Genomic DNA, 12,930 nt, shown 5'->3' with positions numbered 1-12,930 from the left:
TATGAGTTTAATTAAAAAGGTCTTGATTCAGCAAAAGCTTTTATCTCTGGTTTGATATTCTCTAAATAATCAATATCATCAAAACCATTGAGCATGTTTTCTTTTTTGTATGAATTTATTTCAAAAGATTCTGATCTACCTGTAGTCAATAAAGTCACTTTTTGATTTGGTAGGTCAACTTCTATCGCAGTTTTAGGATCTTTATAGATTTCTTCAAAAATTTCCTGCAAAAAAGACTCACTTACCTGCACCGGTAAGACACCAATATTTAAACAGTTATTTCTAAAAATATCTGCAAAAAAACTAGAAATCACTACTCTAAAACCAAAATCATAGATGGCCCAAGCTGCGTGCTCTCTCGATGAACCCGAACCAAAATTCTTTCCTCCTACAAGTATTTTACCACTGTATTTTAGGTCGTTAAGCACAAAATCAGCTTTTGGACTATTGTCGTTATTATATCTCCAATCTCTAAACAAATTGTCACCAAAGCCTTCCCTTTTTGTCGCTTTTAAAAAGCGTGCAGGAATAATTTGATCAGTATCGACGTTTTCTATAGGTAACGGAAATGCGCTACTTTTTATAATATTAAATTTATCGTAAGCCATAAGGCAATTATTTTATTGATTAAACGAGTTGCAAAAGTTCTCTTGGATCTGTGACTTTACCTGTTACTGCAGCTGCCGCTGCTACCAACGGACTTGCCAATAAAGTTCTTGAACCTGGCCCTTGCCTTCCCTCAAAATTTCTGTTAGAAGTACTTACCGCATATTTTCCGGCTGGCACTTTATCGTCATTCATCGCCAAACATGCTGAGCATCCCGGTTGTCTGAGTGTAAAACCTGCTTCATTCAAAATATCAAGAATTCCTTCTTCTTTGATCTGATCTTCAACTTTGTGTGATCCTGGAACCAACCAAACAGTTACATCTTCAGCTTTCTTTTTGCCTTTTACAATAGAAGCAAAAGCCCTAAAGTCTTCTATACGGCCATTGGTACAGCTACCAACAAAAACATAATCGATCTTTTTTCCGATCATACCTTCACCCTGTCCAAAGCCCATATAATCTAATGATTTGATATAGCTGGCTTTTCCTCCATCAATGGCATCGACTAAAGGAATGGATTTTGAAATACCAAGTCCCATCCCAGGATTTGTACCATAGGTTATCATAGGTTCTATATCTGCTGCGTCAAATTCAAAAACTTTGTCAAAGGTAGCTTCTTCATCTGTTTTAAGTGTCTGCCAGTAAGCCATCGCTTTGTCCCAATCAGCACCTTTTGGTGCAAAGGTTCTTCCTTTGATATACTCAAATGTCTTATGATCTGGAGCGATCATTCCTCCTCTTGCGCCCATTTCAATACTCAAATTACAAACGGTCATTCTCCCTTCCATACTCATTTCTTCAAACACATCTCCGGCATATTCCACAAAATAACCTGTTGCTCCTGAAGTAGATAGTTGAGAAATGATATACAAAGCCACATCTTTAGGTGTTACCCCAAATTGAAGTTTACCATTTACTTTGATCACCATTTTTTTTGGTTTAGGCTGCATAATGCATTGTGACGCCAAAACCATTTCCACCTCTGAGGTACCAATACCAAAAGCAATAGCTCCAAAGGCTCCGTGTGTAGAAGTGTGAGAATCACCACAAACGATGGTCGCACCGGGAAGTGTAATTCCATTTTCAGGCCCTACGACATGGACAATCCCATTATTTTCATGACCAAGCCCCCAGTGCCTAATGCCATTTTCATTGGCATTTTGCTCCAAGGCTTTTAATTGATTGGCTGAAAGTGGATCCTCAACAGGTAAATGTTGGTTGATGGTTGGTGTGTTGTGATCAGCAGTAGCAAAGGTTTTTTCAGGAAATAATACTTTAATCCCTCTTGCTTTTAATCCTAAGAAGGCTACCGGACTAGTAACTTCATGGATCAAATGTCTGTCAATAAACAGCACATCTGGTCCATCTTCAATGTGTTTTACCACGTGTGAATCCCAAACTTTATCAAAAAGTGTTTTGCTCATAATGTTAAAAATTAACTTTGCTTATTTTTTCAAAGGCTCGCAAATGTAAATATATAAAGGGAAGGACTGCTATAAAACACGAAATTTTTTACAATGTTCAAACAATTGTAAAAATGCAAAAATCAAGTTTAAACCGTTAAATATCAAACAAAAAGGTGATTTTAATTTTATATTATCTAACAGTAGTCATATTTTTAATTTTCTAAACTCATCTCTTTACATTTTATAGGCTATAACCTCAAACCTAACACATACCTAGGCGTATTATTAAACAATCTTAAAAAAGAGATCTCTGTTCATCATTATTTTGTAATATTAGCCCTCAAATACAATTACCATGTTCTATATTTTATCAAAGAAGTATTTTTTATTGTTCGCTCTAATCACAGGTGCCGCATTCGCTCAGGGACCAAAACCTGTATCAAACCTTTATCAAATGGCAAAGGAAATTCACGATGAAGTAATTACCATCGATACACATTGCGATATCAACATCAAGAATTTTACAGATACAAAAAATTACACACAAGATCTTTCCTCTCAAGTAAATTTACCCAAAATGGAAAAAGGAGGTTTAGATGTGGCTTGGTTCATTGTGTATACCGGACAGGGGGATTTAGATGAAAAAGGCTATCAAGCCGCTTATCAAAATGCCATCAGTAAATTTGATGCTATTCATAATTTAACAGAAAAATATGCTCCGGAGAGAATTGAAATTGCATATACTTCTGCTGATGTTTTTAGAATTATTAAGTCGGGGAAAAAAGTGGCCATGATCGGCATAGAAAATGCCTATCCTTTAGGGACTGACTTAAAAAACATAAAAAAATTTCAAAAACTAGGAGGCCGATATATGTCTTTAGCACATCAAGGACACAGTCAATTCTCAGATAGCAATACCGGAGAAAAAGATAATATTTGGCTTTATAACAACGGATTAAGTGAACTCGGAAAAAAGGCAGTTGTAGAAATGAATAAAGCAGGTGTCATGGTAGATGTGTCTCACCCTTCCAAAGGGGCATTCAACGATATCATTGCTAGAAGTAAAGCGCCCATTATCGCATCACATTCTTCTGCAAGAGCCCTTTGTAATCATTCAAGAAATCTCGATGATGAACAATTATTAGCAATAAAAAGCAATGGCGGCGTTGTTCAAACTGTGGCATTTTCGAGTTATGTAAATACGGCAAAAGATACAGCCTATAAAAATGGCCAAAAAAATGCTTTAGATAAAGTGGCAACAATGAATCAATTCGAGATCTTGGATTGGGAAAGCAAGCAATTACTATCAGAAGATGAATTAATCGCTTACAATAACAAATTTGAAGAAATCAAAAGATTAGCAGCAAAGGAGTTGACAAAAGCAGCAAAAGAATTTCCTCCTGTGAATGTGTCTGATTTTGTAGATCATATTGATTATATGGTCAAATTGATCGGTATAGACCATGTGGGTATAAGTTCTGATTTTGATGGAGGAGGCGGAATTGAAGGCTGGAGTGATGCTTCAGAAACCTTTAATGTAACGCTAGAACTAGTCAAAAGAGGTTATACAAAAGAGCAGATCGCCAAGCTTTGGGGGTTAAATTTATTGCGCGTGTTAGATGAAGTGCAAAAAATTGCTGCTAATTAAGCTGAAGAAAATAAAAAAAGCCTGTTCAATGAACAGGCTTTTTCATTATGCGGCTTTTTGATTCGTGTTGACGAGATTTTTAAAAGTGTTGATCTTTTTAACCCATGCTTCAGCCCTATTCAACTCATATTCCTCTTTGTAAAAAATATCAGTATCAAATAAATGCAGAATCGTCTCACCAGAAGGGTATAAACTCACTGCTAAGTCTAACTTCTCGAGTGAAGAACTATTCTTATTTTCTTTATCGATTACAACTTTTTTATCTATTCTAACGTTCTTCACTTTGGTAAGATCAATGAGCGTACATTCACTTTTATCATCAATTACGCGAACAAATAACATTTTTTTCGCGTCTTGATCAATCCCTATAAAATTATGCGACCAAGTTTCCTTTTCGGAAAAATGTAATCCTGTTTGGGAAATTTCGTTTTCTATTAATTTGTTGACTTTATTTTTAATATTGCTTCCATTCTTTAAAAAAAGGTAATAGGGTACAAAAACAATAAACAACATAAACGAAGCTATTAATATTGATTCCATATATTTTAATAATTATATTACTTGTTGTACATCGCGACGAAATTTTGTCACTTCTCAAATCAAATTTTGCTCATTCTGACGCGAAAAATAATTTTGATTTTAAATGTCCAACGGTTAAAATTGAATTTTTTATAAATCGGAGTATGGCTATACTTTAAAAAAAGAAGTGTTTAGGAAATAGTAAATTGAATAGGATTTCCTTAAAAATAAAGCTTGAAAACCTAAAAGGCAATTGGGAGTAATCAACGACAGGAAATTCAATGTGTCCCTCAAGCTGACAACCCTTAGCAGATAAATCAAAAAAGTCTACATCGCGAACAGGCAGTAAAACTTCATGAAAAACAAGCTCTAAAATAAGTGAATTTTGATGCTCTGTTTGCTTTGACTTTTGAGCAATTACTTCAAGGTCGTTTGTGATTCTTGCTGAAATAAATTCTGACCCAAATACTTGAAATCCAATAAACAGAAATAAGGCAATAAGATACCTTTTCATTCACCCAAAATTTTAAGTAAATGTATATTTTATTCTTATATCAAAATGTTAAATATTTCGCAGGAAGGAGCAGTCTACTTTTGACGTTAACAACTTGTAAACAAATGAATTATAAAAAATCAACCTACAAACCCTTCTACTTTGTGTTTGCCATCACAATAGGGTTTGTTCGAAGAATGTCCGCAACGACAAAAGGCAGTTTTATTTTCTTTGATTTCTTCTTTCCCATCGGCATTTATAACTTTTATTGTTCCGCTACAGATTAAGGGGCCATTGGCCATGACTTCAATTTTGTTTAGATCTGACATTTTTTCTTGTTTTAGGTTAGTGATATAACTCAATGCTCCTGACGGACATTGATCTATTTGTTCGATTAACTGTTCCGATGACGCATTTTCAATTTTTATCCAAGGTTTCGCTTTTGGATTGTAAACTTTAGGTAACATTTTTACGCAGGTTCCTGCATGAATACAAATTCCCGGTTTCCATACAATCGTAATTTCACTATTGCTGTAATGTTTTATGACCACTTTGTTTTCCATAGATAAAAATTAATCTTGTGGGCTAATCATAATATGAGCATTGTACTTACCCGGAAACATCAACCATGGATGTCCTTCTTTATTGGGTTGCAATCCTAAACCAGTGGTTTCTGCTGTAGCAAATGGCGTATAGACCACATACCGATATCTGCAGTTCCTCACTTCATTGTCATCAATATCATAATAGCCATTTTTACCAAAATAAATATGTAAGGCTGCGGGAACCTCTGGCATTTGCAACACATTTGTAATGGCTTCTTCCTCTCTAATCTTTTCTTTTTCCTCTCTATTCTTCCCTTCTTTTGTAAGCTCTCGCCCTCTCGCCATAAAAGGATCTAAACTTTTATGATAAGCCACAACTTCAAATCCATCTCTATTGGGATCATCAGCCACGCAAATCATGCTATTTGAACCCTGTCTCAATAAAACAAACTCTCCCTGTTCATCATAGCCATACACGGTAGCCAAGTCTCGCATAACCATCGGTGCTGCTTTAACCGCAGATAGAATTTGTTGCTCATTTGTAAGTTTTTGGTTTTTTACGATTTCTACTTTCTTTTCTTCAACCTCTTCTAACTCTACCTCATCTACTTCTATAACTTCTTTTACTTCCTTTTTACATCCTGTAACAGCAAGTAAAATGAATAAAACAATTAAAACATAATATTTCATATACCTAATTTTCTTTCGAATTTACGATAATATTTTTAAAAATAAAGAAAGCCATGAACTGAGCTAATTCGCATTTCCTCTATATTTCTCATGGTATCTGGGTATTTTTCAAAAAAATGCATTTTAGGCGCAATTAAACTTTAATATGTCCGTTTTTAAATATGAAAATTGCTATGAAAAAGAATAAAAAAATTGCTAACGAAATTCTCTCAAATCTCACCTAAACTGAGATTTCAAAATAAAGGTTTTTAGTTAATAATTGATTGATTCGGCCATGACAGAATATGCCTTGAGGGGGGCGAACAAAAAATTTAAAGTTGAATAATTTTACATTTTGTCATGGCCTTAATTTTAAACCTCAGCCATACCTTCCACTATCCAAATAATGTAAATTTCTACTTAAAAAGACATTGTCTTTTTTACTCGATTATTATAGTAATTTACATTAAAGTGATAAGTCTTTAAATCAGCTGTCAATTGTACCACTTCATTTTCATATTCCCATGTAATATCTATTTCATCTACCGCAGAATCGCCAAAACTTACTGCTCCTAAAAATGCCTTGGACTGATTTCTCAATTGAATCAATTTTAATTGATTTTTAACTATTCTACTTTTTAGACCGTCTTCAACATCTCGTAAAGTTATATTTGTTCTGTTTATTTCCTTATGACCTGCGTTACCCCCTCGATCAGCAGCTTTGTAATCATTGGAACCGGCAAAAATATCGAGATACCAAACTTGTGGTATACCCGGCATAAATAATTGAATAGCTCTTGCTAACAATAATTTTTGCTCATCTTCACCCAAAGCGCTAAAAAATGTTGCATTGACCTGATAATAGGAGATCTTTTTACCCTTTGAGTCGTAAAGATTTTTAACCCTTCCTCCCCGTTCTATGATCTTGTTCATTACAAAATCTATTTCCTCATCAGACAACAATCCAGGATGAAAAGTACCCTCAATTTCTTTGCCTTTTAAATCTAACACTGGAATTCCATCATGACAGCCCAACATATTTACAGTCTTAAATTCTTTGGTGACCACTTCCCTTGCCCAATTTACCAACGCGCGATTTGAACCAGTTTCTAAAGTGTGGATTACAAGACCCGGAAAAAAGAAGTCATAGGTTTGAAAACCCCGATTAGCGACTTCATCGTGTAAATGACACCCATACTCAGCATGAATTTCGGGTAGAAGAATTAAATCATTTTTGATGGCTATTTGCTTGATCCTATCCAAATAATCCCAAGTACCGGGTTTATTAAAAAAATTTGATTGTCCAATCTCCTTATGCAAATAGGCAAAAGCATCCAAGCGCACTATTTTGCAACCGTAACCGGCTAATTTTTGCAAAGTTTCTTCATAAAATTTCCAAACTAATGGTGAGTTGGCATTCAAATCCATCTGTCCCAAATAAGTCCGCTTCTGTTTGATGATTAGAATAAGCTCCTCTTTTAAAAAATTATATTCTTCAAGATCCAATAAAGAGACATCGTGATTTTCTGCCAATGTGAGATTGACCGTATTACAAATAAATTCCTTACCATTTTGTGGTATCTCTCCTAAATTTTGAAGATCCTCAATGGTGAGCTTTTGATAGGTAATTTGTTGATAAAAAGTATTCCAAAAAGGTTCCTCGGTACCCTCGGGGAAAAAAACTTTTAAAATAGGAAGTCCCGCTTTACGCATAAATAGTTTATCGAGAAACTCTTGTTTTGGATGGATAATGCCATCTTCACCCATTGTTCCGTTTCCTTCCCAAAAGGTATTCCAGTTTATAAAGAAATCTTTAAACTCAGATTTATTGCCGTACTTCAATAAATCCTTGAATTGAGGAGAAGCTACAGATAAATGATTTAAAACGATATCGCATTTTAAAGCTATTCCCATTTCTTCCAAGGCCTTCAGATCATCGGCCGACACCAATTCTTTATTGAGATTATAATCGATAACAGAAAACCCTCTATCTAAATCGCTATTAAAAAAAGTTGGTAATACATAAAAAAAAGAAAAGGCATCTTTAAAATCGGGATATTTCAACATAGAAATAAGGTCGCTCAAATTATTCCCAATGCTATCGGGGTACGCATTTAACATAACCCCATTCATTACCTTCTTGTCCGACTTTTCTTTTTTCGCGCTCATCTCTAGAATTACAATATTTCAGATAAAACAGTAATGTTGTCAGGTAACCTCCCTACGTTCTGAAGTTTTAATGCAGCCAAATGAAGTGCTATTTCCAGACATTTTTCTAACGGTCTATTCTTGCCGTAGGCCCATAAAAATCCTGACCAAAACGCATCTCCTGCGCCGGTTGCATCTAATACTTTGTCAACTTTTACAGCCGGTAACTGGACTACCCCCTTCGTTCTATGAGAACACTTCACCCCATTTCTACCAAGTGTTAAACAGACCAGATCGACTCCCATAGAATGAAAAAAAGTAAATATCTCTTCATGAGGAAGTTTTCGCTCAAAAAGTCTACACATATCATCCTCACTAATCTTGACCAATGGATTAAACCTGCAATACGCTTTGATCACATGCAATGCCTTTTCCTGTGCATCCCATATTTTTTTTGCGTAATTAATATCTATACTCAGCTGACAACCCAATTGGAACGCTTCTTCAGCTTTTTTTAAAATGGTTTTTTGTGCCGGGTTTTTGCTAAGTGCAAAACAGGTTGTATGAAATATATGGGTATTTCTGAGCAATTCTTTTGGGATTTGGTTTTGATAAATCCTCAAATCAGCATCTCTGCAGGGTATAAACTCAGGCGTGTGCACAGTTTTAGATACAAAAATAACACTGGTATTGTTTTGATTTAATTTAGCCACATGATCGACCCTCACACCCCCTTCTTTGAGGCTTTCTAAAATATATTTACCAAAACCATCTGCCCCGACCGATGCGACCATCATTGTTTTCAATCCCAGTTTCGCCATATTCATGGCAACGTTCGCGGGAGAACCACCCATGTAACGATGGTAATCAGAAGTATCGCGAATTTCCTTTTCCAATTGATGCCCAATAAAATCAATGAGAACTTCTCCAACACATAAAATATCTATATTTCTTCTATCCTGCTCCAAAACTATTTTTTCTTGTATGAAACGTAACTATTTAAATTGCTCAAATTTTTTCTGACTAATGTGCCCCTGTATTGATTATGGAGGTATTTTCTTCCTCCTCAAGAGAGGCCGGTTGTTTAAGTCGAAGAGCCAAAAGACCGGCAATCATAAAAAAAACTCCTCCAAAAAGAATCGCGTTAACAGCGCTATTTTGCAACAAATTTTTTACAATTGGTCCGAATGTTAAGGTTTGGATTCCCATTGGAATTACAATCATCATATTTAAGATCCCCATATAAACTCCGCGCCTTTCTTGTGGAACTATTTTAGACACCATTGAATAGGGTATACCCATCATCGCTGCCCAACCAATTCCAAATAGAATCATCGGGAAAATTACAATCATAGGGTCGTGAATATAGGGTATGCTAAGCATGGCAATTCCTGTTAAGAAAAGACTTAAAACATACACTTTTTTTCCGCCGTATTTTAGCGCCAATGGTACCAATGCCAAGGCAAAAATAATTGTAGATACGTTGTAAGCTGTATTCATTTTGGCCGCCTGACTAAGTGCCTGAGATTTATCAAAGCCCATACTTTCTTCAAACATAGGGGCTATGAACTGCCAATACACAAACAAAGCATACCATTGAAATAAATAGACAAGAGATAATTTCCACATAAACTTTGGCATCTCCTTAATGGCATCAACTATCTCTAAAAATGGTGTTTTGATGCGCTCTGACAATGGAAGCGCATTGTGTTTTTTTATTTCATCGAATTCCTCTTCAGAAGGCGGTATTTCGGGTGTTTTAAACACTGACCACAATATGGTAGAAACCGATAGAATTGCACCTATAAAGAATGAATAATATAACCATTTTGGGATTGTATTGACACTTTCACTTAAGGACTCAGTACCGCCAAACCAGTCTTGAAAAAGAAAAATAGATGCATTCGCCAAAACAATACCGGCGCCTACAAACAAACTTTGCATTTGGTATCCAAAACTTAACTGTTTGTTGGGTAATTTATCACCTACAAAAGCGCGATAGGGTTCCATAGCCATGTTATTGCCCACATCAAGAATCCATAATAACCCAACTGCAAACCAAAGAGCAGGGCTAAAAGGAAAGGCAAATAAACATAAACTGCCTATCAAGGCCCCTATCAAAAAGAATGGCTTTCTCCTCCCCCATTTTGGCGACCAGGTTTTATCTGAAATAGCCCCTACAATAGGTTGAATGATCAGACCCGTTACAGGTCCTGCGAGATTGAGCAGTGGTAAGTCTTCATGATGCGCTCCAAGAAAAGAAAATATAGGATTCACAGCCGTTTGCTGTAGACCAAAACTAAATTGAATTCCCAAGAATCCCACATTCATATTAAAGATCTGCCAGAAACTTAAATTTGTTTTTTTTACCATTTGAAAGGTTTTATCTTATGCAATTTACATTTGCAAAAAACTACTGTACGCTTTTTTTGAAAAAATTCATTTTTTAACAAACGAAATCGTTTTCGAATGGCGATGTAAACACCTGTAGAGCAAAAGATAAATTTAATTCACTATGTCCTACTACTTTTCAAATTCCTATATTTACAATGTGAAACATTTAATTAACCAAATTTTAAACCTATGAAAAAATTAACTTTACTCATTGCCTTTTTATTTGTTGCCATGTCTTATGCGCAAATGCCAACAAAAGATGAAATGTCTATGATCCAAGATATCTTTGGATCAGAAAAAAAAGAGATCATTGCCGAAAATATTGACCTTAGCGGTGTAGACGCTGCTAAATTCTGGGAATTGTACGATGAATATGAAGTAGCCAGAAAAGTAAACGGACAAGAAAGAATCAAATTATTGAGCACCTATGCCTCTACCACAAGTGCTGTATCGAACCAAATGGCAGAGGATATGTTACAAAAAGCTATTGTCATAAGGTCTGCCAGTGAGAACACATTGATGAAATACACAAAGAAAATTAAAAAAGCCACTAACCCCGTTGTTGCGGCCCAATTCTATCAAATAGAACAATACATTGCCGACGGCATCCGATTCTCTATTTTAGATAATATGGATTTTATCCAAAATAAATAATCAACCACAGATTTAATAGAAAGGCCTTTGGGCCTTTTTTTATTTACTTTTTTCTAAATGAATAATTCAGATTTTTTTAACAATTAGAAATAATAATTAATTTGGGTTAACCTAAAAATTCACATATAACTATCAAATATTAAAATCGGCTTGCTCCTAAATTTGTATATTTGTTATCTTTCAATCAAAGTATTAACCAAATTTTATTTTACATGAAAAATTTTAAACATCTAATGCTGGGTTTATCCCTGTTGATGGTTCTTTCTGTATTTGCCCAAAAAAAACCAAATATTTTGGTGATCTGGGGTGATGACATTGGAACCTGGAATATCAGCCACAACAACCGTGGGATGATGGGATATGAAACCCCAAACATAGACCGCATTGCCAAAGAAGGTCTTGCTTTTACAGATTATTACGGACAACAGAGTTGTACCGCCGGGCGTGCTGCCTTTTTAGGAGGTAATGTACCGGTGAGAACAGGTATGACCAAAGTAGGAATGCCCGGTGCCAAAGAAGGTTGGCAAAAATCTGATATCACCATTGCTACCGTACTCAAAGCCCAGGGATATGCAACAGGACAATTTGGTAAAAACCATCAGGGAGACCGTGATGAACACCTACCAACCATGCATGGCTTTGATGAATTCTTTGGAAATCTCTATCATCTAAATGCTGAAGAAGAGCCTGAAAATGAGGATTATCCTACCGATATGAAATTAAAAAATGGTAAAATGTTTGGCGAAGTGTATGGCCCAAGAGGGGTATTACACACTTATGCCGACGGCAAAGGAGGACAGCGTATAGAAGATACTGGCGCCCTTACCAAAAAGAGAATGGAAACTGTTGATGATGAAACCTTAGCTGCAGCAAAAGTTTTTATGAAAAAACAAGTGGATGCCGGCAAACCTTTCTTCACTTGGTGGAATGGAACGAGAATGCACTTCAGAACGCATGTAAAAGAAGATCGCAGACATAAAGGTAATGATGAATATACGGATGGTATGATAGAACACGACATGCATGTTGGGATGCTCTTAGATTACCTGGATGAACTAGGGATTGCAGACAACACCATCGTATTGTACTCAACAGATAACGGTCCGCATTACAACACTTGGCCGGATGCAGGTACAACACCTTTCCACGGAGAAAAGAACAGTAGCTGGGAAGGAGCTTACAGGGTTCCTGCTTTTATCAAATGGCCGGGTAAATTCGAAGCCAACAAAACGTTGAATGGTATTGTTGCACACGAAGATTGGTTACCAACATTTGCCGCAGTTGCCGGAAATACGAATATTACAGATCAATTGAGAAAAGGCACTACCGTAAACGGAAGATCCTATAAGAATTACATCGATGGTGTTAACCAACTAGATTATCTTATGGGTAAAACAAAAGATTCTCCCAGAGAAGGATTTATTTATGTAAATGATGCAGGTGAAATTGCCGCGTTGCGTTACCAAGACTGGAAAGCCATGTTTATGGAAAACAGAGCTGATAAATTGCAAATTTGGTTAGAGCCTTTTGTAGAATTAAGAGCGCCCTATTTAATGAACCTAAGACGTGACCCATTCGAAAAGGCCTTACATGGATCAAATACCTATTATGACTGGTATATAGACAGAGCTTATATTTTAATGGCGATGCAAGGTTATGCTTTTAATTTCTTGAGCACCTTTAAAGATTATGTGCCAAGTCAGACCGCAGGCGACTGGAGTTTGAGCAAAACCCAAAAACAAATTGAGGAAATGATCCCAAAAGGACATTAATAAAAAGTGGCCTGATCATTCAGCCTGATTATTAGTTTAAAATTACCGAATGACCTTCTACCCCAAGTTGAAGGT

General features: G+C 35.8%; 12 protein-coding genes. 3 read left to right on the top strand and 9 right to left on the bottom strand.

Annotated elements, in window-relative coordinates:
- Positions 1–11 precede the first annotated feature (11 nt).
- Both leuD and leuC read right to left on the bottom strand, forming a co-directional pair.
- Positions 12–608: a 3-isopropylmalate dehydratase small subunit gene (gene leuD, locus ACFQ39_RS10100; RefSeq protein ID WP_377178649.1), complete on the bottom strand. Its 597-nt coding sequence runs from the start codon at positions 606–608 to the stop codon at positions 12–14.
- Positions 609–627: 19 nt separating this feature from the next.
- Positions 628–2,031 (bottom strand): 3-isopropylmalate dehydratase large subunit, encoded by a 1,404-nt coding sequence (gene leuC, locus ACFQ39_RS10095; RefSeq protein ID WP_377178647.1) that lies wholly within the window; start codon positions 2,029–2,031, stop codon positions 628–630.
- Between the two features lie 337 nt (positions 2,032–2,368).
- Here leuC and ACFQ39_RS10090 point away from each other — a divergent pair, with 337 nt between their 5' ends.
- Positions 2,369–3,661: a dipeptidase gene (locus ACFQ39_RS10090; RefSeq protein ID WP_377178645.1), complete on the top strand. Its 1,293-nt coding sequence runs from the start codon at positions 2,369–2,371 to the stop codon at positions 3,659–3,661.
- A gap of 45 nt (positions 3,662–3,706) precedes the next feature.
- On the opposite strand, the gene ACFQ39_RS10085 is transcribed toward ACFQ39_RS10090, so the two are convergent.
- The 7 genes from ACFQ39_RS10085 to ACFQ39_RS10055 all read right to left on the bottom strand — a co-directional run bounded on the left by ACFQ39_RS10085 (position 3,707) and on the right by ACFQ39_RS10055 (position 10,408).
- Positions 3,707–4,201 (bottom strand): hypothetical protein, encoded by a 495-nt coding sequence (locus tag ACFQ39_RS10085; protein ID WP_377178643.1) that lies wholly within the window; start codon positions 4,199–4,201, stop codon positions 3,707–3,709.
- Positions 4,202–4,355: 154 nt separating this feature from the next.
- Positions 4,356–4,694, bottom strand: coding sequence for a hypothetical protein (locus ACFQ39_RS10080; RefSeq protein ID WP_377178641.1), 339 nt, complete (start codon positions 4,692–4,694; stop codon positions 4,356–4,358).
- A 119-nt stretch (positions 4,695–4,813) separates the two neighbouring features.
- A complete protein-coding gene (locus ACFQ39_RS10075; RefSeq protein ID WP_377178639.1) occupies positions 4,814–5,236 on the bottom strand; it encodes a (4Fe-4S)-binding protein in 423 nt (140 codons plus the stop codon).
- Positions 5,237–5,245: 9 nt separating this feature from the next.
- The gene (locus ACFQ39_RS10070; protein ID WP_377178637.1) at positions 5,246–5,908 is read right to left on the bottom strand and encodes a hypothetical protein; all 663 of its coding nucleotides are present in this window, start codon (positions 5,906–5,908) and stop codon (positions 5,246–5,248) included.
- Positions 5,909–6,307: 399 nt separating this feature from the next.
- Positions 6,308–8,056 (bottom strand): glycosidase, encoded by a 1,749-nt coding sequence (locus ACFQ39_RS10065; RefSeq protein WP_377178635.1) that lies wholly within the window; start codon positions 8,054–8,056, stop codon positions 6,308–6,310.
- 8 nt (positions 8,057–8,064) lie between these two features.
- On the bottom strand, positions 8,065–9,003 hold the full coding sequence (locus tag ACFQ39_RS10060; RefSeq protein ID WP_377178633.1) for a carbohydrate kinase family protein: 939 nt from the start codon (positions 9,001–9,003) through the stop codon (positions 8,065–8,067).
- A 55-nt stretch (positions 9,004–9,058) separates the two neighbouring features.
- On the bottom strand, positions 9,059–10,408 hold the full coding sequence (locus ACFQ39_RS10055; protein WP_377178631.1) for an MFS transporter: 1,350 nt from the start codon (positions 10,406–10,408) through the stop codon (positions 9,059–9,061).
- Positions 10,409–10,618: 210 nt separating this feature from the next.
- On the opposite strand from ACFQ39_RS10055, the gene ACFQ39_RS10050 reads away from it, so the two are divergent.
- A complete protein-coding gene (locus ACFQ39_RS10050) occupies positions 10,619–11,083 on the top strand; it encodes a hypothetical protein (RefSeq protein WP_377178629.1) in 465 nt (154 codons plus the stop codon).
- Between the two features lie 212 nt (positions 11,084–11,295).
- The gene (locus tag ACFQ39_RS10045) at positions 11,296–12,855 is read left to right on the top strand and encodes an arylsulfatase (protein WP_377178627.1); all 1,560 of its coding nucleotides are present in this window, start codon (positions 11,296–11,298) and stop codon (positions 12,853–12,855) included.
- The last annotated feature ends 75 nt before the right edge of the window (positions 12,856–12,930 follow it).

It is taken from the genome of Namhaeicola litoreus, from assembly GCF_042679565.1.
Classification (GTDB): domain Bacteria; phylum Bacteroidota; class Bacteroidia; order Flavobacteriales; family Flavobacteriaceae; genus Namhaeicola; species Namhaeicola litoreus.
The sequence above is the reverse complement of the archived record's forward strand: the minus strand, read 5'-3'. Positions and strand labels throughout refer to the sequence as shown.